We start from the raw sequence: 21,280 nt of genomic DNA, 5'->3' as shown, positions 1-21,280 counted from the left end.
GTGGTGACGGGAGCGGTCATGGTGTCCGTGGGTGAGCGACTGAGCAGAGCGCCTATACGGGCCTTCGTCGGCCGGGAGGAGGAACTCGCGTGCTTCGAGGGGGCCTTGGCCGGCGATCCGCAGGCGCCGTTCGCGTTCTACGCATCGGGGGCTGCACCCGCACGACGCGGCACGCGAGACGCTCGCCGCCGACCTGCGCTGGCGGGCTCCCCACGCGTTCGTGACGATGCGTCAGCGACTGGCGGAGGAATACCTGCGCCTCCTGCGCGAGGCACCGGAGGAACGGGTCTGGACCGTCACCGACGAGCTCTTACCTCTTCCGCGAGGGGAAGAGCCTGGCCCGGCTGCGCACCTGGTCCCGCGAGGACGAGGTGCACGACCGCCCGCTGCACCCGGACGACATGGACGTCGTACTGCGGATGGCGGAGCAGACCGAGGGGCCCGCCTCGGCGGAACTGGTCCGCTACTGGGCACAGCGCCAGCCGCAGGCCTTCAGCGTCTACCGTCTCGTCAGCACGGGCCGCATCGTGGCGTTCACGGCCCGGCTCGCCCTGCCGGCCCCTCCCGACCCCGAGGACCTGGCCACCGATCCCGTCGTCGCCGCGGCGTGGGAGCACACCGACGCCACCGCGCCGGTCGGCCCCGGCGAACACATCGGCATCAGCCGCTTCTCGGTCTACCCCGAGCGGTACCAGGTCCCCTCACGCGTCATCGACCTGAGCAGTTCCCGCGCCCAGGCGGAGGCCGCCCGCGCCCGCGGCCGGGCCTACGGCTTCGCCGTCTGGCGGGACGCCGAGGCCTGGGCCGAGCGCGTCGAGGGCACCCTCGGCGACACCGGTGCGCGACCGCGGGTCGGCGAGCACACCTACGGCCTGTTCGGCGTCGACTGGCGCCACGTGCCCGTCGAGGCCTGGCTCGGCCGCTTCATATCGGCCGTCGAAGACCCTGCTCCGTCCGGGCCGTCGGGCTTCTCGCGCACCGCGTTCGACCAGGCCGTGCGCGAAGCCCTGACACACTGGCGCGTCCCGGCCGCCTTCGCCGCCTTCGCCGCCTGCGCCCTGACCCGCACCCGGCTGGCCGCCGACCTCGCCGACCCCGTCCCGCAGCTGCGCGCCCTGCTGCGCCAGGCCGTCGACGACCTCGCCGGTGACCCGCGCGGCGTGCGCGCCCGCGAGGCCCTGACGGCCGGGCACTTCTCCGGCGCGCCCACCCAGGAGGCCGCCGCCCGCCGCCTCGCCCTGCCGTACGGCACCTACCGGCGCCATCTGCGCCAGGGCCTGGACCTGCTCTGTGAGTCCCTGTGGCAACAGGAGTTGCACGGCCACCGATAGCGAGCACAGGCTCCCGGCGTCGGCAGGACGGGGTGGACAGGTCCGGACAGGAGTGGACAGTCATCGCCCCTGATGGGCCTGGATAGTGGACACCACCCCGCACGAGTGTGTGCGCCATGAACCTCCCTCGCACACAACCGGGCATGAACCCGCCCCGCACCCAACCCGGGCGGACCCCGCCCGCCCCCGGACGGCCGGCCGTGCTCGCGGTGCTCGCCGCGGCCCAGTTCACCGTCATGCTCGCCACCTCGATCGTGAACGTCGCGCTGCCGCAGATCCGCGCCGGCGTCGGCCTCTCGGACGGGGGCACCACCTGGGTGGTCAACGCCTACGGCCTGGCGTTCGGCGCGCTTCTGCTCGCCGGCGGGCGGGCGGCCGACCTGCTCGGCCGCCGCCGGGTGCTGGCCGCCGGCCTCGCCCTGTTCGCGGCGGCCTCGCTGGCCGCGGGAGCGGCCGCCTCCCCGGCCGTGCTGATCGCGGCCCGCGCCGTCCAGGGCCTCGGTGTCGCCGCCATCGCCCCGGCCGCGCTGGCCCTCGCCATGGACCTGTTCCCGCCCGGCCCCGGACGCGGGAAGGCGCTGGGGGTGTGGGGCGCGGTGTCCGGGGCCGGCGGAGCGGGCGGCGTCCTGCTGGGCGGTGTCCTCACGCAGGCGTGGGGCTGGGCCTGGATCTTCTACTCCGTCGCGCTCGGGACCGCGCTCGTCCTGGCCGCCGTGGTGGCCCTCGTCCCGCCGTCGGCCGGGCGCAGGGACGGGCGATTCGACCTGCTGGGCACCGTCACCGTCACCCTGGCCGTGACCGCCCTGGTCTGGGGGCTGACCACCGCACGCGCCGCCGGCTGGACGGACGGCCCGGTGCTCGGCGCCCTCGGCGCCGCCGCCGTACTGCTCGCGGCCTTCGCCGTGATCGAGCTGCGCCGGCCGAACGCACTGATGCCACCACGGATGTTCACCACGGGCCGGGTGGCCGCGGGCAACCTGCTCATGGCCCTGCTGGGATCCGTGGGGATCGCCCTGTTCTTCTTCCTGCCGCTCTACCAGCAGCAGGTCCTCGGATCCAGCCCCCTGGCGGCCGGAGCGGGCCAACTCCCGCTCGCCGTCGCCAACATGCTCGGATCAGCCCTGGCCCCGCGCCTGTCCCGGCGTATCGGCACCACCGCGACCGTGACGGCAGCCCTGCTCACCGAGGCCGCGGGCCTGCTGTGGCTGTCGCGGATCAGCGCCGAGGGGAGCTACTTCGCCGACATCTTCGGTCCGAGCATCCTGGTCGGCATCGGTCTGAGCATCGCCTTCGTCCAGCTCACCGCACTCGCCGTGGACGGCGCCCCGCCACAGGACGCGGGCCTGGCCGGGGGGCTGGTGAACACCACCCGCCAGGTGGGTGGCGCGATCGGGCTCGCCGCTCTCGCGACGCTCGCCGGGTCGGTCACCGCGCATGCCGCGGTCCACCGGTCGCATGCGGAGGCGCTCACCACGGGCTACCGGGTCGCGTTCACCGTCTCGTCCGCGATTCTCGCCGCCACCGCTCTCCTCGCACTGCTCCTCACCCGTCGTACCGGCGCGCGGACCTCAACCGCCCCCGCCTGCCCGGCCTCCGGCCCGCACACCCCACGAACCTCCGGCATCGCCTGACGATCCGTCACATCGCTGATCTCATCAGCGATCACCTCATCGACCACTCACCCACCACTCATCGAAAGAGGTTTCTGCCATGGCTGCTGACAAGCCCTACCTGACCGGTCACTACACCCCCGTCGCCGACGAGATCACCTCCACCGAACTCACCGTCGAGGGCGCTCTGCCCCCCCGAGCTGACCGGCCGGCTGCTCCGCAACGGCCACAACCCCAAGCCCGGCGTCACCCCCACCCACTGGTTCAAGGGCAGCGGCATGGTCCACGGCATCCGGCTGCGCGAGGGCCGCGCCGAGTGGTACCGCAACCGCTGGGTGCACACCCCCGCCCTGGACGGCGCCCCCCTACATGACCGAGCACGGACCGGACCTGACCGCCAGCACCGCCGGCACCCACGTCATCGAGCACGCCGGACGGCTGCTCGCACTGTGCGAGGCGAACTACCCCTTCGAACTCGACCAGGACCTGGAAACGGTCGGCGCCTACGACTTCGACGGCAAACTGCGCACCGCGATGACCGCGCACCCCAAGGAGGACCCGCTGACGGGGGAGCTCCACTTCTTCGGATCCTCGCCGTTCCCGCCGTACCTGGTGTACTACGTCGCCGACGCCAAGGGCGAGATCGTCCACAGTGCCGAGGTGCGGGGAGCGACCGCCTCGCTCAAGCACGACTTCGCCATCACACGCGGCCACGTGGTCTTCGTCGAGGGCAATGTCACCTTCGACCCGGCCGACCACTCCGGCATCCCCTACGCCTGGAGCGACCGGCAGCCCTCCCGCATCGGTGTCATGCCCCGGGGGGAAGGACGGCGCCCGGCACATCCGCTGGTTCTCCGTCGAACCGGGCAACATGCTGCACGTCTCCAACGCCTACGAGGACGGCCGGGGGCGCATCGTCCTGGAGGGCCCCACCGTGGACCGCGAGGGCTTCCACCTCTCCTGGAACTGGTGGACCGGCGCGCCCGGGCGCGGCAGTGAGCCCGTCGCCCGCTCGTACACCCGCCGCTGGGTGATCGACCTGACGGCCGGCAGCGTCGACGAGCAGATCATCGACGACCTGCCGGTGGAGTTCCCGACGCTCAACGAGGACTACCTGGGGGCCGAGAACCGCTACCAGTACGCCATCTCCTTCCCCGACGAGAAGGGCTACGGCGGCTACGGCCTGGTCAAGTACGACCGCACCAGCGGTGCCCGCCGCATCCACCAGGTCGGCGACGCCCGCATGCCCAGCGAAGCGGTGTTCGTCCCCGCCGCCGGAGCGACCCGCGAGGACGACGGCTACCTGCTCACCGTCGTCTCCGACCTCAAGCAGGACGCCTCGCACCTGCTGGTCCTCGACGCCTCGGGCCTCGGCCAGGTCGCCACCGTCCACCTGCCCCACCGGGTGAGCGCCGGACTCCACGGCTCCTGGATCCCGGACAGCGCCCCCGAGTGGAACCGGCACTGACCAGCGCCACCCGCCCTGGGGGACAAGCCGTGCCCGTCCCCCAGGGCACCGGGCACCCCTCAAGCCCCGTCACGACAAGGAGCGACGATGAAACCTGCTGTTCCCGTCGTCCGCCCGGAGGGCGGCAGGCGGGACTTTCGCAACACGCCCTAGGAGCACGACGCGCAGGATCGGCCCGGCTGCCTCGCGGAGATACGCACCGCGAGGCAGCCGGAGGCGCGACCGGTGGATCAGCCGTGGACGACGAACGCCCTGGCCTTACCGGAGCGGCTGGAGCAGGACCGCTTCTCCTTCGCGGTCATCTTCCTGGACTTGACGACCACCGCGTTGCTCCGGCCGTCCGTCCCGTTCGGCGCGGGCCCCGTGATGACGTCGGGGACGAACCAGAAGTAGTGACCCCACTTCGGGTCGTCGTAATGGGTCTGCCATGTGCCGGAGACGGTCTGCATCACCTGCGCACGGGAGATCCAGCCGACTTCACCGGGCTTCACCGTCATGTTGACGGAGCTGGTCTCCGAGTGGCTGCTCGACCAGGTGTGGCTGTACGTCGCCGTCACGCTCAGGTCGATGATGCCCGCTATCTTGCCGCCGGCGGTCACGGACACGCCCGCCGAGTCCGTGGAGCCGACCGTGTCGGACCAGGTCATCGACTGGGTGGCAGCCGAGGTGCTGCAGTTGTAGAGCGAGTCGGAGACCCGGTGGAAGTCTCCGAGGAACGCCTGACCCAGCTTGGGGTCGTTGAAGGTGCACTTCCCTTCGCCCGAGTCGCAGTCGGCTATGAGCCGTGCCCGGGTGGGCTGGTCGTCGGCCGAGGCCGGAGCGGCTATCGCCGCGACCATGCCCAGGGCAGCCGCCGTGAGCGCCAGCATCCGTCCGCCGTGGCGCATCCTGCGGTTGTTCGCCATACATGTGCCTTTCGCTGTGCATGAGGGGGGTCGGCGATCCATCAAGCGACTGAAGAGTCACCGCGATCACCACCTGTTGCGACCTGACAGAGGCAACAACTGACTTATTTACACCACCAGTTGGAGAAACAAGCGGTCCTGTGAGCTGCCTCACCCGTCGCTGTCCGCTCGGCACGCGAAGTGCCTGACCAGCGCCCTTCCCATCCGCCCGATGCCGCGCGCTGGCCGGATACGTCAGTAATCTGTCATTGCAGCCAGTGCGAGATCCGATACAGACTGTGACCGTGTTGGAGCGACGTGTTGTTGTGGTGGTGTACGCGGGCGCGATGGCCCTGGACATCACCGGACCGATTGAAGTGTTCGATACCGCGAACCGGCTCCTGGGCCCCTCGGGTACCCGCTACCGGACCGACTTCGTCTCTGCCGACGCACCCCTGGTGCGCATGAGTTCGGGTGTGGTGATGGGAGCCTCGCCGCTGGAGGCAGGGCAGGGCCCGATCGACACGCTCCTCGTGCCGGGCGGATGGAGTCTCGACACCGCGCTCGCGGACCAGGCTCTCGTGTCCTGGATCGGCGGGGCGGCGGCCCGGTCGCGCAGAGTGGCCTCCGTATGCGGCGGATCCTTTCTGCTGGCCGAGGCGGGGCTCCTCGACGGCAGACGCGCCACCACGCACTGGGCGTACAGCGAGGCGATGGCGTGCCGCTATCCGGATGTGACGGTGGACGCCGAGCCGATCTTCGTCTGGGACGGTCCCTTCGTGACCTCCGCGGGCGTGTCGACGGGCATCGACATGGCTCTGGCTCTGGTGGAGGCCGATCACGGATCCGCCCTCGCGCTGGAGACGGCACGGTTTCTGGTGCTGTTCCTGAAGCGGCACGGAGGACAGTCCCAGTACAGCGCCGTCCTCGACGCCCAGTTGGCCGACCATCCGCCGATCCGGGCTGCGCAGGAGTGGATTCTCGACAACCTGGACAAGGCGCTGCCCGTGGGCGAGATCGCACGGCAGGCCCATATGAGTCAGCGCAACTTCGCCCGGGTCTTCCGGCGCGAGGTGGGCACGACTCCCGGCCAGTACGTCGAACGGACCCGTATCGCCCGCGCACGCGAACTGCTGGAAACCACGGACCTGACGATCAGGCAGATAGCCGGCCGCTGCGGATTCGCCGCCACCGAGACGTTCTTCCGCTCCTTCGGACGCACCCTGGGACTCAGTCCCAAGGAATACCGGCACCGCTTCCAGGTCAGCTCACCATCCGGTGGCATCGACCACCGCCATGAGAGGGAGAGGAGCCCCGCGTGACCGCCACACCCTCGCAGCCGGCCGAAACACCGGCGGTGCGCGTGGTCGACCATCTGGCCGGGGAACTCGCCAGGGCCGGCGTCACCCACCTGTTCGGGGTCGGCGGCGCGAACATCGAGGACCTGTACGACGCGGTCCACCGCGGCGGCGCGGTCCGCGGCATCGTCGCCAAACATGAGTTCTCCGCCGTCACCATGGCCGACGGATACGCACGGACCACCAGGCGCCTCGGCGTCGTCGCCGCCACCTCGGGCGGTGGGGCGATGAATCTCGTACCGGGTCTGGCGGAGGCGTACGCCTCCCGGGTGCCCGTGCTGGCCCTGGTGGGGCAGCCGCCGACCGGCCAGGAAGGGCACGGGGCGTTCCAGGACTCCAGCGGGAAGGCGGGCTCGTTCGACGCGCGGGAGGTCTTCGCACCCGTCTCCCGGTTCTGCGCCCGGGTCGATGACGCGGACTCGCTCACGGAGGTGCTGCCCCGGGCACTCGCGGCGGCGCAGGCCGCTCCACGCGGGCCGGCCGTGCTGTTGCTGCCCAAGGACGTGCAGCAGGCACGGATCCAGGTGCCCGCCCGCGACGCGGCCCCGGCACCGGGCGGCCCCTCGACGGAATCCGCGCCGCGGCTCGACGCCGCGGCCGTCGGCGCCGTGTCGGACGCCCTGCGCGGAGCCGGTCGTGTCCTGGTCATCGCCGGTGAGGATGTCGCCGCCCACGACGCACGTGCGGAACTGGCCGAACTGGCCCGGCGCCTCGGGGCCTGGGTGGCGGTCACCCCGGACGCCAAGGACGTCTACGACAACCGTGACCCCCGATTCGCGGGCGTGGCGGGGGTGATGGGTCACGCCAACGTCGAGGACTGTCTGCGGCGGGCCGACCTGTGCCTGCTGGTCGGTACCCGGCTGCAGCTCCTGGCACGCGGCGGCCTCGACCGGGCCCTGGGCACGACGGACGTCATCTGCCTCGGCCCGGAACCGCCGTTCGTGGCAGCCACCGCCCTGAGTGGGAACCTGCGGGACGCACTGCGCACGGTGACCGGCCGGCTGCCGTCCGCCCCACGTCCCTGCCCGCCGCATGCCGGCCCCCTTCCCACGGCCATGCCGGGTCCGCCCGTTGCGGCGCGGGAGCGAACCGTCCCGCTTGCCGAGGCGGTCGCCGCGGTGGAGGCGGCACTCCCCCAGGACGCACACGTCTTCGTGGACGCCGGCAACACAGGGGCCGCCGCGATCCATCTCCTGCCGGCTCCCCGCCACGGCCGCTTCGTGGTGGCGGCCGGCATGGGCGGCATGGGCTACACCTTCGGCGCCGGCATCGGCGCCGCGCTCGCCACCGGCCGACGCACCTACGTCCTCGCCGGCGACGGGGCCTTCTTCATGCACGGGATGGAGGTGCACACCGCCGTGGAGTACGACGCACCCGTCACGTTCGTGATCTTCAACAACAACGCCCACGCCATGTGCGCGCTGCGGGAGGAGTTCCTCCAGGGCGGCGTCCGCAGCGACGACCTGTTCGCCCCGACCGACCTCGCCGCCGGAGTGGCCACCGCCTTCCCGTCCCTTCAGACCACGGGAGCAGCCGACGCGGCGCACCTGCGCACGGCACTGCTGCGCGGCAACGCGGGCGGCGGCCCGGCGTTCGTCGCGGTGGACTGTGACCCACGGGAGATCCCCCCGTTCCTTCCCTTCCAGTCCTTCACCGAAGCCGCCAAGAGCAAGGAGGGTTCAGATGAGCAAGCCGTCGTCCACGTTGGCTGACATCCCCGGTCTGGTCCGGATCGAGAACGCCGGCAAGGAGGAACTGACCGCCCACTGCATGGAACTCACCCACGCGGTCTACCCACACCATCAGGTCTACGGGCAGTACTGCACCATCCACGAGTACGTCGACTGCCCACCGGAGCAGGCCTACGACTACCTGCGCCAAGGGCACCATCTGGAGGAGTGGACCTGCAGCCTGCGGGACTTCGCGGCCACCGGCACACCCGGGCTGTGGGCCGGTCGCGACCGCCTGGAGGACGACACCAGGATCTACTGCAGGGTGCTCGCGAACCCCGAGGCCATGACCGTGGACTACCACTGCTCCTGGGACCAGGGCGAGCAGCTCTGGATGATCTACCTGATGCGTGTCGTACCGGCCCGGCTGGTACTCGACAAGCAGGGTTCGGTGATCACCTGGACCAACTGCCGGCACCCCTACTACGACGACAACCCGCACCCCGGCCTCGCGCCCCGCCCGGACCGCCCCTGGGTGGGCGACTACTGGGACCTCTTCTACGCGGGGCACACCCTGGAGATGCGCAACCTCAAGGCCATTCTGGAACACCGGCACCGGGGCAGCCTGCCGATCGGTTCGGCTCCGGCGAGGGCGGTGGCGCAGTGACCACCGTCAGCCTCACCGACGTCGCGTGCTACCTGCCCGGCGAGCCGGTCCCCGCAGCGTTCTACACGGACTTCCCCGGAGCCGAGGACAAGCTGCGCGACCACCCCATGTTCAAGGTCCCGCCGCTACGGCACCACGTGGCCAGGGACGAGACCAACGCGGACATGGTCGAGCGCGCGGTACAGCCCCTGATCGAGCGGCACGGCAGGGCCGCTGTCCGGGGCGTCGACGTCCTGTTGGTGCACAGCCAGTTGCCGGACCTGCCGTTCGTGGGCGCCGGCACCGAGGTGGCACGCCGGCTGGGCCTGAACCCGGAATGGCTCGTCGACGTGGCCAACGCGGGCTGCGCCTCCTTCGTGTACATGCTGAAGCTGGCCCGGCAGATCCTCACCTCCACCGATGCGAAGACCGCGCTGATATGCAACGCGCAGAGCGCAGCGGGGCAGTGGTTCACCCAGTCCGAGGTCCGCAAGCTCGCCCAGGCGGCGGTCCCGGGCGACGGGTGCGGTGTGGGGTACGTGACGACATCGGCGCGGTCGCCGGTCCTGGACGTGGTGACCCGGCATATCGGCGAGTACGCCGGCGACATGACCATGGCGGTCGACGACGGTCGCAAGTACTGGGAGCCAGGAGAGTCCCAGCTGCGGATCGGGTTCACCGACGCCAGTGTCGCCAAGGTCCTGGCACGCGGGAACCGCCTGGTCCCCGAGGTGGTCACGGACCTGTGCCGACGGCTCGGCGTGGCCTGCACCGATATCGACGTCCTCATCACCAACCAGCCCAACCGCACCTTCCTGCGGAACTGGCGAGAGGCACTGCAACTGCCTGCCGAACGCCACCTGAACACCTTCGACGCATACGGGAATCTGTTCGGAGCGGCGATCCCCATCACCTTGGACCGCGCGCTCGACTCCCGGCAGGTGAACGACGGCGACCTGCTGGTGCTCGGGGGCTTCGCCCACGCCGGCGACTTCGCCGGCGCCGTCGCCGTCCGCTGGCATGGCGACCGGAACTGAACCGCGTACGACGCCTGCACACAGCATGTCGTGATCGGTGCGGCACACGTTGTGGGAGCAGGGCCTTGAGACGTGGGGAGCGGGTTCGCCGGATGGCTGATGGTTTCTCGCATTGGCCGGCCTGGGTCCAGGCCGTGGTCCTGACCCGCGGCTTTGTCGGCTTCGGAGTGGTCGGGCTGCTCGCGGTCGGCGCCTGTGACCACTACGTGGAGGTCAAGAAGCTGGTCAATCAGGAGGCTTCCCAGCTGACCACCGTCTACCGCGCCGGTCAGGCGTTTGCCGAGAACGTCGTCGACGAGGTCTGGCCCAGGCAGCGGCGCGGTGAGGTCGAGGAGGATCGCGGCCGACTGGACGCCGTGTTCGAGTCACTCATGTTCTACGAGCCCAGGAACACCCAGGAGTCGAACGCGCAGTCCGCGACCCTCCAGGCCTTCAACGAGTACAACAACCTCCGGCGCCAGCGGCAGGGCGAGGTGGACATCGGGCTGCAACCCGAGCTGTATGTCGTCCTCTTCATCGGTGCGAGCGTGACCATCGCGTCGACCTGGGCACCGGTGGACGTCAGGCCGGCCGACCACGCGGCCCTGACCGGGCTGCTGGCATTCTTCATCGGCCTCTTCCTGTCCTTGATCATCGCGATGGACGACCCCCTCCAGGACAGCAACTCCATCGAGCCGACGCCCTGGACGGTCGCGCTCACGAAGGGGATGGGGGTTCCGGCCGACGGCGCGAAGCAGGTCGACACCTACTTCGGCGTGTCGACCGCCGACCGGGTCCCGGGCTGTCTGCCGACCGTGTCCGACTACGTATCGTTCGCGGGCTCCGAACAGCTGCCGAAGTGAACCCGAGGCCTCCTGCTCCGGACATCGGCATGGCGAGGGACGACGGACCACGGTCACCGTCGCGGCCGTCAACTTCATGCAGGGCATGCAGAAGCTCGTCGACGACTTCGAGCGGCGTCACCCGGACACCGACGTGCGGCTCGAGTTCCTGCCCGAGAACAGGCTGCGGCAGCTGGTGCCGCCGGACATCGCCACCGAGGCCGGCCGCTACGACGTCGTGGCCATCGGCCCGTACGAGGCGCCGATCTGGGCGTCACGGGGCTGGCTGACCCGGCTCGACCCCTACGCGGACCAAGGCGACTACGACGTACGGGACTTCATCCCCACGGTGCGCGCGTCCCTGTCGTACGAGGACTGCCTCTACGCGGTGCCGTACTACGGCGAGTCGTCCTTCCTGATGTACCGCAAGGACCTGTTGTTCGACGCACACTGGAACCCCCGGCTCACCTCGCCCGAGACGAAGCGAGCCGTGCGCTTCTACGTGCACCTGGTCCGCCGGTACGGCGAGCCCCACGCCGCCGAGGCCGGACCCGTCGAGTGCCGGGACACGATGCGGGAGGGCAGGGCGGCCATGTGGTACGACGCCACGTTCTTCGGCGGAAGCCTGGAGGACCCGGCGTACAGCAAGGTCGCCGGCAAGCTCGGCTACGCGCCCGCCCCGGTGGTGCGCACGAGCTACCTGAGGCTGCACGGGGAGCGGCTCGGCTGGGTTCGTGTGCCGCCGGGCAGCCGGCTGTCCACGTACCGGCTTCTCGGCCGCCATCGCCGGCCGCCGCACCGTCGACAGAGCACTGGCGAACGCACAGCTCTTCGCGGAGGACGTGGTGGAGGGCGGCGGCTACAAGGACCAGCCCCGGCCGTAGAGTCCCGCCCTCCTGTCAAGACGCTACTGGTCGTGCCCCTGCTGCACGCCCAGGCACAGGGCCCAGACATCGGAGTAGCTGTTCGGCGCGGGCGAACCCCCGCTGTGGGTGGCGGCCGTCCAGTACGCCGGGCCGGAACTCTTGTCGCCAGCCGGGGTGCCGGTGGCGTCGCTGGGGAAGCTGCCGTTGAGGTGGGGGCCGCCCGAACCCGCCTTTGTGAAGTCGGTCGTGGTCACGTTGCCTCCGCTGATGGCGGCGCCCCCGCTGACCAGCCGGCCGTCCTCGCGGGAACAGCCTGCCGTCACCGTCTGGCCCGAGGAGGCCGTGTCCGGACCGCTCACCTCACCGAAGTGGACCGTCGTGGAGACGTGCTTGAGGCTGATGCCGTCCCCGCTGCAGATCGCGTAGGCGTACGTCATGTTGTTCTCGTCACGTCCGCCGCCGATGCCCCCGACCGCCGTCCAGGAGTCGGGGTCGGTCTCGCCGTCGCCCGCGGCGATCTGGCCGAAGTGGTGCTCGGCGTCGTCGAAGGTGGGGAAGCTCGCGATCGGCTTGAGGCTGCCGACGCCGGCCGGGGTGGTCCGGGCGCCACCGCCGATCAGGGCCGTGCCTGCGGGGCAGGTCGCCGTCACGAGGCGGGCCGACAGTCCGGCGGAGGGTCCGGCGACCTTGTTCATGACCACCTGGGTGTGCCGGATCAGGTTGCTGTGGAGGCACATCGCGTAGGGGGTGGTGGAGAAGGAGTCGCTGCTGCGGCTCCCGCTTCCGCCGAACGCCAGCCAGTGTGTGGCGTCGCTGCCGACGATCCCGGGCCTGTCGGTGTACTCGGTGACACCGTCGGCACTGGGCGCCATGCCCATCACATGGTTGCCGTTGGACATGTCGTCGCTGCCGATGCCCTGGTCGGCCCCGCCGCCGGAGATCAGGCCGTCCGCGCAGTCCGCGTGCGAGGAGACCCCGGTGAAGGGGGTCGCGGGGCCCATGGTGGCTCCGGGGGTGCTGACGGTGACGTCGGCGGTCTTGGCGTGTGCGGTTCCGGACACCGCCACGGTCAACAGGCCGGCCAGGACCGCCGCCTTGGTCGTGGCGGAGCTCCGCCGGAGATTCGTGCTCATCAGATTCCGTCCCTTGATTCCCTGTGCCCCTGCGCTTGGCTGGTTGTCCGCAACCACCGGCTCAGACACCGTCGTTGGCACACAGCGCCCAGGCATCGGTGAAGGTGCCGGACGACGCTTGTCCCCCGGTGTGGGAGGCGGCCGTCCAGTACGCCGCCGTGGTGGTTCCGTCGCCGACCGCGGCGCCGCCGGAGGTGCTGGGGAAGCTGCCGTTGAGGTGGTCGCCGCCCGAACCCGGACCGGTGAAATCAGTGGTCGTCACGTTGCCTCCGCTGATCGCGGCGCCCCCGCTGACGAGTTTGCCGTCATTGGCGCCGCAGCCCACGGTCGCCGTCTGACCGGTGCTCCCGGTGGTCGGGCCGCTCACCTCGCTGTGGCGGACCGTCACCGTGGCGCCGCTGACGTTGATGCCGCTTCCGCTGCAGATCGCGTAGGCGTAGGTGGTGTTGGCGCTGTTGGTGCCGGAGTCCCAGCCGACGGCGGCCCAGGAGTCGGGGTTGGTCTCTCCGTCGGCCGCGGCCTTCTGGCCGAAGTCGTGTGCGGCGTTGTCGAAGGTGGGGAAGCCGGCGATCGCTTTGAGGTTGCCCGTGGTGCCCGGGGTGGTCCGGGCGCCGCCGCCGAGCAGGCGCGTGCTGGCCGGGCAGGTCGCCACGACGAGGCCCGGCGTGGCCCCGGTGGTGGGGGTGTTGGCCTTGTTCATGACCACCTGGGTGTGGTTGATCAGGTTGCTGGTGAGGCACACCGCGTAGGGGGTCGTGGAGAAGGAGGCGTTGCCCTGGCCCCCGCTTCCGCCGATGCCGAGCCAGTGCGTCACGTCGGTGCCGACGACCCCGGTGGAGCCGGTGAATTCGGTGGTGCCGTCGGAGCTGGGCGCGGTGCCGTTGACGTGGTTGCCGTTCACCCCCGCGCCGGTGCCGATGGCCTGGTTGATCCCACCGCCGGAGACGAGGCCCGCGGCACAGTCCGCGTGGGTCGATATCTCGGAGTCGGCGGTGGCGGGTCCGCTGGTGGCCCCGGGGGTCTTCACGGTCACGCTCACGGTGTTGGCGTAGGCCGTTCCCGGCACTGCCAGGGCCAGTACGACACCCAGGAGCAGCGTCCTGCCGCCGGCGAAGCGGCACAGAAGTCCTGTGTTCATGTGGATCTCCCCATCTGACGGGCGATAGGCGGCAAGCGACGAGCGACAGACGTCGAAGGCTGTACGGCGCGGAACGAAGCGGTATCCGGAAGGGGGGCACGGGCGTCGTCGGTGCGGAGTTGCCACGGCATCACAACGGCTGCCTGCCTCGCGGATGTACGCCGCTCAGGGGCAGACCTGGAGGTTCGGACCGGCCATTTCGCCACCCTGTCCCGAGCGGCGCATGCGGACTTTAGCAGCCCTGAACCCACGCATCTACATAGGAGATATGGAATCTGGGGTGGCAAATGCTGAGTCGCAAGAAGTGACTTTCCAGTAGCCGGAGGCCCCGCACCCGCCACGCCCCGGCCCGGCAGATCACCTGAGACAAGGGAGAGCCACTGCCCTTCCGTGAGCCGGCATGGTAGCCACACGCATACCCGACCCTCGAACTACGACTTCTTCCTCTACGGCTCCGCCGCCGCGCTGGTGTTCAACAAGCTGTTCTTTCCGGGCTCCGATCCGCTCGTCGGGACGTTGCTGTCGTTCCTGACGTATGCGGTCGGGTTCGCGGCCCGCCCGCTGGGGGCGCTCGTGTTCGGACACTACGGTGACCGGCTGGGGCGCAAGAGGCTGCTGGTGCTGAGCCTGGTCATGATGGACGGGCGCGCTGTACGTGATCGCCGCCGCGGTGGTGACCCTGGTCGCGGTGGGCGTGGCACGGGAGACACGGCATCGGGGCCTCGCCAGCCCGGAGGCCTGGGCCTGCGAGCCCGGCGACGCCGGCGCGGCCGCACAGGCGCGGACGGCCTGACCGGCGCGGCGCCCCCGCGCGCTCCCTCCGCCCGGCCCCCGTACCGCGCGCCTGCCTACGGGGGTCAGCGTACGGAGGTCAGCGTGACTCCGGGGAGGCCAACCGGTGCAGCCGCAGGGCCAGTTGGACCTCCAGGGCGCGGGCGGGGCTCTGCCAGTCCGCGCCCAGCAGCCGGCCGACCCGCTCCAGCCGTTGGGCCACGGTGTTCACATGGACGTGCAGCGCCTCCTTGGTGCGGGCCGGGCTCATCCCGCAGGCGAAGTAGGCGTCCAGGGTGCGCAGCAGGTCCGTGCCGCGTCTCTCGTCGTACGACACGACGGGGCCGATGGTGCGGTCGACGAAGCCGGCGACGTCCCGTTCACCCGCGAGAAGCAGGCCGAGGAAGCCGAAGTCCTCGGCCGCGGCGCCGTCCCCGGCACGGCCCAGCAGATGCAGCGCGTCCAGACAGCGGCGACCCTCGGCGTAGGCGGCGGCGATCGTCTCGGGGCGGGCGGCGAGGTCGGTGACCGGGGCCGAGGCGCCGACCGTGACGGGCTGGCGGACGGCCGTGCCCAGCCGGCGGGCGATGCGAACGGCGAGGTCGGTGGCGCTGCCGGCGGTGCCGAGCGGGAGCAGCAGTACGGTCCCGCCGTCGCGGGCGGCGGCGAGGCCCTGCCGGGTCGCGGCGAGGTGGGAGGCGGCCGCCACCAGGCGCCGGCGGGCCGCGGCCTCCTCGTCGGCGTCGGCCGCCGGGCCGTCGAGACGGGCGGCGAGGACGACATGGGTGGCGTCCAGGTCGGCGTGCAGCCGGGCGGCGCGTTCGCGCAGCAGGCGGGGGTCCCGGTCGCGCGCGCCCAGGAGGTCGTCCAGCAGCTCGCCCCGCACGCGCTGTTCGGCCTCGGCCGCCGAACGGCGGGCGAGCAGCAGCAGTGAGGTGACCGTCGCCGCGCGCTCCAGGGTGCGCTGGTCGACGGGGTCGAGGCCGGGGTGTCCGCGCAGGACCAGCGCGCCGAGGAGTTCGCCGCCGGCCGCGACCGCGGCGATCCAGGCGCTGCCGTGCCGTACGGCGTGTCCTTCGGCACGGGACGCCTCCAGCGCCTGTGCGGGTGCCGTGTCGGTCTCGGTGAACTCCACGATGCCGTCGAGGACTTCGGACACGGCGGCGGCCACGTCGTGCACCCCGCCGCCGCGCAGGACGAGTCCGGCGAGCCGGTCGTGGACGTCGGAGGCGCGCTCGATGACGGCGCTGCGGTCCTGGATGATCTCGTTGGCGCGCTCCAGTCCGGCCAGGGCCGCGCGGGTCTCGGTGAGCAGATGGGCGGTGTCGATGGCGGCCGCGGCGAGCGCGGCGAAGGAGCCGAGCAGGGCGATCTGCGCGCGCTCGAAGACGCGTGCCCGGCGGTCGGAGGCGAACAGGACGCCGATGACATGCGGGCCGAGCATGAGGGGGACACCGAGGATGGCGACCAGGCCCTCGTCGCGGACACCGGCGTCGATGGTGAGGGTGTGCTGGAAGCGGGCGTCCTTGAAGTAGTCGTCCGTGACGTACGGCCGGGTCATCTGGGCGACCAGGCCGCCGAGCCCCTCGCCCATGCCGAGGCGCAGTTGCTGGAAGCGGGCCGAGACCGAACCCTCCGTGACCCGCATGGAGGTGTCACCCCGCGCCCGGTCGTTCAGCGTGAGGTAGGCGACGTCCGTGCCGAGCAGCGAGCGGGCGCGCTGCACGATGGCCTGCAGGACGGCATCCAGATCGCGCAGGCCCGCGAGGTCGTGGGCGGTCTCGAAGAGCGCGGACAGCTCGGCCTCGCGGCGCCGCCGCCCCTCCAGCTCGGCCCGGACGCGCAGGGCGAGCAGCTTGGCCTCTTCCAGCGCGGCGATCCGGTCGGCCGGTCTGCCCTCGGCGCGGGCGAGCAGCACCGGCTGCTCGTACGCCTCCGTGGAGGCGTCACGGGCCAGCAGTGCGAGGTACGGGGCCTCGGCGCCGGCGCTGGGTGCCGACTGGACATGATCGCGAGACATGGTCACAGGATTCCGCATCGGCCGCGGGCCCGGCAGGCCTGTGGAAAACTCCCGGACCGGACTCCGTCAGGTGCTTGTGGGCGGGTGCTTCAGTGGGCCGTCCATCCGCCGTCGAGCACCAGCGAGGTGCCGGTGACGAAGGACGCCTGCGGGCTGCACAGATAGGCCACGGCCTCGGCGACCTCCTCGGGTTCGATGAGCCGCCGGACCGCGCTGTCCTTCAGCAGGACCTCGGACAGCACGCGTTCCTCGGGGATGCCGTGCGCCTGCGCCTGGTCGGTGATCTGCCTCTCCACCAGTGGTGTGCGCACATAGGCCGGGTTCACACAGTTCGAGGTCACCCCATGGGCGGCGCCTTCCAGCGCGGCCGTCTTCGACAGTCCTTCGAGACCGTGTTTGGCGGCCACATACGCGGACTTGAAAGCCGAGGCGCGCAGACCATGGACCGAGGACACATTGACGATCCGGCCCCAGCCCTGCGCGTACATGTGCGGCAGTGCGCCGCGGATGAGGCGGAACGGCGCCTCCAGCATCACGGTCAGCACGGTGTGGAAGACCTCGGGCGGGAACTCCTCGATGGGGCGCACCAGTTGCAGGCCCGCGTTGTTGACCAGGACATCGATGCCGGCGGCCGCGCGTTCGGCGGCGTCGAGGTCGGTGAGGTCGACGACCTGCGGGAGGACGGCTCCCGGGAGGTCGCCGGCCTGCTCCGCCTGCTGGGCCAGCTCGGCCAGACCGGCCGCGTCCCGGTCGACGGCCCGCACCCGCGCGCCGGCGGCCGCCAGGCGCAGCGCGCAGGCGCGGCCGATACCGCCGACGGCACCGGTGACCAGGGCGGTGCGGCCGCCGAGGTCGAGGGCGAGGGGGTGCGGGCGCCGGCCGGGCGGCGGGTTGGACGCGCTCATGTGCCGACCCTAAGCGGAACCCACCCGTCACCACATATGGTCACTACCCATACTTCAGTCGCTGGTCATAGGGTCGAACCATGTAGGTGCGTCGCACATGGACTGCTTGATCCGGAAGCGGCTGAACTCATGGAGCTCGGGCAGCGCGTCCACCGCGAACCAGCCCACCTCCAGCGACTCGTCGTCGTTGACCCGGGCCTCGCCGCCCACGGCCCGGCAGCGGATGGTGATGTCCATGAACTGGCAGCAGTCACCGTTGGGGTAGGTGATCGGATCCACCGCCTGGACGAGGACGACCCGCTCGGCGACGCAGTGCACGGCCGTCTCCTCGAAGACCTCGCGCACGGCACAGGCCGCGGGCTGCTCACCCGGGTCCGGGATCCCCCCGATCACCGACCACGTGCGGGTGTCGGACCGTCGGCCCAGGAGCACCCGGCCCTCGTCGTCGAAGACGATCGCGGTGACCCCGGGGAGCCAGAGCAGCTGCTGACCGGCGGAGTCCCGGAGCGTGCGGATGAAGTCAGGAGTAGCCATGGGCACGACCCTAACCGGCCGCGCCCGCGCTCTCCGGGCCGTTCGAAGGGCGTACAGACGGGTTCAGAGGGCGTACGCCGGTCGTATGGCTAAGCGCCACCGGCCCGGCGGGCGCGCAGACCGGAGCCGATGGCCCAGCCGACACCGCCGGCGGCGACCAGCACCAAGGCGATCTCCGGGAGGATGCCCAGTTCGGTCGCCGGGGTCCTGGACGTGCGCAGCGGCACCTTCTGGACCAGGTAGGCGGGCACGAACATGCCGGTCTTCTGGGTGATCTTCCCGTCCGGCATGATGACCGCGCTGACGCCGCTGGTCACCGGCACGGTGACGGTGCGGCTGTGCTCGACGGCGCGGATCCGGGACATGGCGAGCTGCTGGTAGGTCATCTCGCTGCGGTCGAAGGTCGCGTTGTTGCTCGGTACGGAGATCATCTCCGCGCCGTGGGTGACCGTGTCGCGCACGGCCCAGTCGAAGGCGGCCTCGTAGCAGGTGGCGAGACCCACCTTGGCGCCGTCGATGTCGAACACGCCCGGCTTGCCGCCCCGGCTGAAGTCCTGGCGGACCATGCCGGTCCAGTTCTTGTTGATCGCGCCGACGAGCCCGCGCAGCGGGAGGTACTCACCGAACGGCTGGATCTGCCGCTTGTCGTAGGTCTGCGTCGGCCCCTTGGCCGGGTCCCACAGGATCTGCTCGTTGAGCAGCTTGCCGTCCTTCTCGACGACTCCGCCGACGGAGACGGGCACGCCGACCGCCTTGGCGGCGCCCTCGATGACGGCGGCCGCGTCGGGATTGGTGAAGGGGTCGATGTCGGAGGAGTTCTCCGGCCACAGCACGTAGTCGGGTTTCGGGGTCTTCCCGGCCTTGATGTCGGCGGCGAGCTTCAGCGTCTCGCGCACGTGGTAGTCCAGCACGGCCCGCCGCTGGGCGCTGAACTCCAGCCCGGACCGGGGCACGTTGCCCTGGATGAGCGCGACGGTCCGGGTGCCGTCCTCGGCCTTGTCGCTCACGAGCGGCCGGGCCGCGACCGCGCCCGCCACCGGTACGGCCACGCTCAGCAGCGCGGCGGCCGCCGCCGCCCGCCGTACATCGCGCGACCTGCGCTTCTCGGCGATCAGCCGGCCGGCCTCGTACAGGCCGAATCCGCACAGGACGACGGCGAAGCCGAGCACGGGCGTACCGCCCACCGCGGCGAGCGGCAGGAAGACGCCGTCCGCCTGTCCGAACGCGATCTTGCCCCAGGGAAAGCCCCGGAAGGGCACACGCGCGCGTACCGCCTCGCCCGCGATCCAGAGGGCGGCCGCCCACAGCGGCCAGGCGGGCAGCCTGGACACGGCGGCGACACCGACGCCGACCAGCGCGACGAAGACCGCCTCGATGGCGACGAGGGCCAGCCAGGGACCGGGACCGACCTCCACACCGGTCCACACCAGCAGCGGCAGCAGGAAGCCGAGCCCGAAGAGGTAGCCGAGGCCGAGGGCTGCCTTCCAGCCGCGGCCGCGCAGCACCCAGGCGAGACCGGCGAAGGCGGGCAGCGCCAGCCACCACAGGGGGCGCGGCGGAAAACTGACGTAGAGCAGCACTCCGCAGAGCGCGGAGGCGACGGCCGGGACCAGGCGCAGCAGCCGCCCGCCGCGCGCGCCGGAGGCGGAGTGCGGCTGGAGCTGGTCCGGCTGGTCCACGGAAGTTGCGGTGACGGTCACCCGGGTGAGTGTACGGCGGCTTCCTCGGCCCCGGACAGCACGGTCCGAGGACCGGCGCCGGCTTCGCGGACCGCGGTTGTCGCTGGTCGCCGCCTTGCCCGGCACGCGTCCCGGCGCGCCCGGCGCGGCATCCGCGGCACACGCCCCCGCCCCGCCGTCGCCCGCGCGCAAGCCGTGCTCCGCCCCTTCCCGGCGCGACGTTCCGCCGCATCTCATCCCCAAACCGGTCATCAGCGGCTACGGTGAGCCCAGCCTCGGCAGTGCGTCCGGCTCCGGCGCCGTGCGTAGCCGTGGCCTGGGGACGGGGACGAGGGGCGGCGGGTGGGGTCGACGGGGACACGGTCCGCGACCGGTGTGGAACCGGACGCGGTCAGCGCCAGGCGAAACGTTTCTGACGGGGCGGGCATGATCCTGCTGGGGGCCTGCGCGGGCTGGTCGCTGATCACCGCGGCGGTCCACGACGGCCGGCCCGAAGGCGTGCTGCTCACGGTGCTCGCCGTGACCGCCGGTCATGCCGTCGGCCGGGTCTCCGGGGCGCTGCTGCCGGTGGCCGCGCCGTGCGCCGGCGCGGCGGCCGGACTCGCGCTGGCCGTGGCCCTGCCCGGTCTGTCCGCCGGTCCCCGGTACGCCGCCCCGCTCGGCCACGCCGGTGCGACGACCGCCCTGCTGGCGCTGGCCACGGGAGCCGCGTGCTGTGCCGCCTGGGCGACGCCCGTACCGCGGCTGCGGCTGGTGCTGCGGGTGCTGGCCGCCGCGGTCGTGCTGACCGGGGCCGTGCTGGGGTCGGCCGTCGGCTGTCTGGCGAGCGCGACCGTCCTGTTGTGCTCGCTCGCCGCGGGGACAGTGGCCCGCCGCGGTGTGTGCCTGCTGGGTCTGGCCCTGGCGACGGCCGTGGTGGCGGGCACGGCCTGGGCCCTCGCCGCGGATGTGCTGCCGGGCGGCCTCACCCAGGTGCTCGAAGGCCGGCTGACCGCGGACCGGGTGGCGCTGTGGCGGGACGCCCTGCGGCTGGCGGGCCGGAACGCGGGGCTCGGGGTCGGTCCTGGACAGTTCGGCGAGCCGGACGGTTCGGTGCCGCAGCCGCTGTCCGCCGACGGCAGGCCGCACTCGGCCGTGCTGCAGGTGGCGGCGGAGCAGGGCCTGGTCGGGGCGTTCCTGTGCCTCGCCGCGTTCTGCTGGGTGCTGCACGCGCTGTGGCGCAGTCCCCGCGCCACCCCTGTCGCCCTGACCGCCGGCGCCGCCCTCATCGCGCTGGCCGCGCTCGCCACCGTGAGCAACGCGCTCAGCTTCACCACGGTGACCGTGGGCGCGGGCCTGCTGACCGGCTGGGCGACGGCGCGGCCCTGGGCGCCGGACGGCGGGGAACCCCGGCCCTGAGCGTGTGCTCA

Annotated in this window: 18 protein-coding genes and 4 pseudogenes; 15 read left to right on the top strand and 7 right to left on the bottom strand. The window is 71.8% G+C overall.

Features of this window, described 5'->3' with window-relative positions; translation table 11 throughout:
* The first annotated feature begins 371 nt into the window (after positions 1-371).
* From IE277_RS14590 to IE277_RS48780, 5 genes and pseudogenes are all read left to right on the top strand, one after another.
* Positions 372-1,331 carry a hypothetical protein gene (locus IE277_RS14590; protein WP_189952349.1) on the top strand — a complete coding sequence of 320 codons (960 nt, stop codon included), beginning with the start codon at positions 372-374 and terminating at the stop codon, positions 1,329-1,331.
* Between the two features lie 143 nt (positions 1,332-1,474).
* On the top strand, positions 1,475-2,962 hold the full coding sequence (locus IE277_RS14585; protein WP_229881442.1) for an MFS transporter: 1,488 nt from the start codon (positions 1,475-1,477) through the stop codon (positions 2,960-2,962).
* A 179-nt stretch (positions 2,963-3,141) separates the two neighbouring features.
* Positions 3,142-3,267, top strand: a pseudogene (locus IE277_RS48790) (carotenoid oxygenase family protein); the annotation flags it as partial.
* Between the two features lie 43 nt (positions 3,268-3,310).
* Positions 3,311-3,709, top strand: a pseudogene (locus IE277_RS48785) (carotenoid oxygenase family protein); the annotation flags it as partial.
* Positions 3,675-4,409: a carotenoid oxygenase family protein gene (locus tag IE277_RS48780; protein ID WP_308433376.1), complete on the top strand. Its 735-nt coding sequence runs from the start codon at positions 3,675-3,677 to the stop codon at positions 4,407-4,409. The pseudogene IE277_RS48785 and the gene IE277_RS48780, both read left to right, overlap by 35 nt.
* Before the next feature lie 230 nt (positions 4,410-4,639).
* Here the strand turns inward: IE277_RS48780 and IE277_RS14575 are convergent, their stop codons facing one another.
* Positions 4,640-5,314 carry a hypothetical protein gene (locus IE277_RS14575; protein ID WP_189952345.1) on the bottom strand — a complete coding sequence of 225 codons (675 nt, stop codon included), beginning with the start codon at positions 5,312-5,314 and terminating at the stop codon, positions 4,640-4,642.
* 284 nt (positions 5,315-5,598) lie between these two features.
* On the opposite strand from IE277_RS14575, the gene IE277_RS14570 reads away from it, so the two are divergent.
* The 7 genes and pseudogenes from IE277_RS14570 to IE277_RS47145 all read left to right on the top strand — a co-directional run bounded on the left by IE277_RS14570 (position 5,599) and on the right by IE277_RS47145 (position 11,709).
* Positions 5,599-6,615 carry a GlxA family transcriptional regulator gene (locus IE277_RS14570; protein ID WP_229881439.1) on the top strand — a complete coding sequence of 339 codons (1,017 nt, stop codon included), beginning with the start codon at positions 5,599-5,601 and terminating at the stop codon, positions 6,613-6,615.
* Positions 6,612-8,363, top strand: a complete 1,752-nt coding sequence (locus IE277_RS14565; RefSeq protein ID WP_229881437.1) for a thiamine pyrophosphate-binding protein — start codon at positions 6,612-6,614, stop codon at positions 8,361-8,363. The genes IE277_RS14570 and IE277_RS14565 overlap by 4 nt, the downstream gene beginning before the upstream one ends.
* Positions 8,335-8,988: a DUF8713 domain-containing protein gene (locus IE277_RS14560; protein ID WP_189952343.1), complete on the top strand. Its 654-nt coding sequence runs from the start codon at positions 8,335-8,337 to the stop codon at positions 8,986-8,988. The genes IE277_RS14565 and IE277_RS14560 overlap by 29 nt, the downstream gene beginning before the upstream one ends.
* Positions 8,985-10,004, top strand: coding sequence for a 3-oxoacyl-ACP synthase III family protein (locus tag IE277_RS14555; protein WP_189952341.1), 1,020 nt, complete (start codon positions 8,985-8,987; stop codon positions 10,002-10,004). The genes IE277_RS14560 and IE277_RS14555 overlap by 4 nt, the downstream gene beginning before the upstream one ends.
* A 92-nt stretch (positions 10,005-10,096) precedes the next feature.
* A complete protein-coding gene (locus tag IE277_RS14550; protein ID WP_189952339.1) occupies positions 10,097-10,846 on the top strand; it encodes a bestrophin-like domain in 750 nt (249 codons plus the stop codon).
* Between the two features lie 76 nt (positions 10,847-10,922).
* A pseudogene (locus IE277_RS49515) lies at positions 10,923-11,504 on the top strand (extracellular solute-binding protein); the annotation flags it as partial.
* Between the two features lie 55 nt (positions 11,505-11,559).
* The gene (locus IE277_RS47145; protein WP_229881435.1) at positions 11,560-11,709 is read left to right on the top strand and encodes a hypothetical protein; all 150 of its coding nucleotides are present in this window, start codon (positions 11,560-11,562) and stop codon (positions 11,707-11,709) included.
* Positions 11,710-11,732: 23 nt separating this feature from the next.
* On the opposite strand, the gene IE277_RS14540 is transcribed toward IE277_RS47145, so the two are convergent.
* Both IE277_RS14540 and IE277_RS14535 read right to left on the bottom strand, forming a co-directional pair.
* Complete coding sequence (locus IE277_RS14540; RefSeq protein ID WP_189952338.1) at positions 11,733-12,824, bottom strand: hypothetical protein; 1,092 nt, start codon at positions 12,822-12,824, stop codon at positions 11,733-11,735.
* 61 nt (positions 12,825-12,885) lie between these two features.
* A complete protein-coding gene (locus IE277_RS14535; RefSeq protein WP_189952336.1) occupies positions 12,886-13,962 on the bottom strand; it encodes a hypothetical protein in 1,077 nt (358 codons plus the stop codon).
* Between the two features lie 390 nt (positions 13,963-14,352).
* On the opposite strand from IE277_RS14535, the pseudogene IE277_RS14530 reads away from it, so the two are divergent.
* Together IE277_RS14530 and IE277_RS14525 are read left to right on the top strand one after the other, a co-directional pair.
* Positions 14,353-14,607: pseudogene (locus IE277_RS14530) on the top strand (hypothetical protein); the annotation flags it as partial.
* A 10-nt stretch (positions 14,608-14,617) separates the two neighbouring features.
* Complete coding sequence (locus IE277_RS14525; protein ID WP_189952334.1) at positions 14,618-14,755, top strand: hypothetical protein; 138 nt, start codon at positions 14,618-14,620, stop codon at positions 14,753-14,755.
* A gap of 78 nt (positions 14,756-14,833) precedes the next feature.
* Here the strand turns inward: IE277_RS14525 and IE277_RS14520 are convergent, their stop codons facing one another.
* The 4 genes from IE277_RS14520 to lnt form a co-directional block, all read right to left on the bottom strand.
* Entirely contained in the window at positions 14,834-16,753 is a 1,920-nt protein-coding gene (locus tag IE277_RS14520; protein WP_189952332.1) for a helix-turn-helix domain-containing protein, read from the bottom strand.
* Between the two features lie 89 nt (positions 16,754-16,842).
* The gene (locus IE277_RS14515) at positions 16,843-17,658 is read right to left on the bottom strand and encodes a 3-hydroxybutyrate dehydrogenase (RefSeq protein WP_189952330.1); all 816 of its coding nucleotides are present in this window, start codon (positions 17,656-17,658) and stop codon (positions 16,843-16,845) included.
* Positions 17,659-17,712: 54 nt separating this feature from the next.
* A complete protein-coding gene (locus tag IE277_RS14510; RefSeq protein WP_189952328.1) occupies positions 17,713-18,192 on the bottom strand; it encodes an NUDIX hydrolase in 480 nt (159 codons plus the stop codon).
* Positions 18,193-18,281: 89 nt separating this feature from the next.
* Positions 18,282-19,892, bottom strand: coding sequence for an apolipoprotein N-acyltransferase (gene lnt / locus IE277_RS14505; RefSeq protein ID WP_189952326.1), 1,611 nt, complete (start codon positions 19,890-19,892; stop codon positions 18,282-18,284).
* A 405-nt stretch (positions 19,893-20,297) separates the two neighbouring features.
* Here lnt and IE277_RS14500 point away from each other — a divergent pair, with 405 nt between their 5' ends.
* On the top strand, positions 20,298-21,269 hold the full coding sequence (locus IE277_RS14500) for an O-antigen ligase family protein (protein WP_189952324.1): 972 nt from the start codon (positions 20,298-20,300) through the stop codon (positions 21,267-21,269).
* Positions 21,270-21,280 lie beyond the last annotated feature (11 nt).

The sequence above is a fragment of the Streptomyces alanosinicus genome (genome assembly GCF_014650595.1).
Classification (GTDB): domain Bacteria; phylum Actinomycetota; class Actinomycetes; order Streptomycetales; family Streptomycetaceae; genus Streptomyces; species Streptomyces alanosinicus.
Note: the sequence above shows the minus strand (reverse complement) of the source record. Positions and strands in the feature narration are given on the sequence as shown.

Coding starts and splice junctions, on each gene's coding strand:
- IE277_RS14585 (WP_229881442.1), top strand. CDS start 1,475: ATGAACCCGCCCCGCACCCAACCCGGGCGGACCCCGCCCGCCCCCGGA.
- IE277_RS48780 (WP_308433376.1), top strand. CDS start 3,675: ATGTCACCTTCGACCCGGCCGACCACTCCGGCATCCCCTACGCCTGGA.
- IE277_RS14575 (WP_189952345.1), bottom strand. CDS start 5,314: ATGGCGAACAACCGCAGGATGCGCCACGGCGGACGGATGCTGGCGCTC.
- IE277_RS14560 (WP_189952343.1), top strand. CDS start 8,335: ATGAGCAAGCCGTCGTCCACGTTGGCTGACATCCCCGGTCTGGTCCGG.
- IE277_RS14550 (WP_189952339.1), top strand. CDS start 10,097: ATGGCTGATGGTTTCTCGCATTGGCCGGCCTGGGTCCAGGCCGTGGTC.
- IE277_RS14540 (WP_189952338.1), bottom strand. CDS start 12,824: ATGAGCACGAATCTCCGGCGGAGCTCCGCCACGACCAAGGCGGCGGTC.
- IE277_RS14535 (WP_189952336.1), bottom strand. CDS start 13,962: ATGAACACAGGACTTCTGTGCCGCTTCGCCGGCGGCAGGACGCTGCTC.
- IE277_RS14520 (WP_189952332.1), bottom strand. CDS start 16,753: ATGTCTCGCGATCATGTCCAGTCGGCACCCAGCGCCGGCGCCGAGGCC.
- IE277_RS14515 (WP_189952330.1), bottom strand. CDS start 17,658: ATGAGCGCGTCCAACCCGCCGCCCGGCCGGCGCCCGCACCCCCTCGCC.
- IE277_RS14510 (WP_189952328.1), bottom strand. CDS start 18,192: ATGGCTACTCCTGACTTCATCCGCACGCTCCGGGACTCCGCCGGTCAG.
- IE277_RS14500 (WP_189952324.1), top strand. CDS start 20,298: ATGATCCTGCTGGGGGCCTGCGCGGGCTGGTCGCTGATCACCGCGGCG.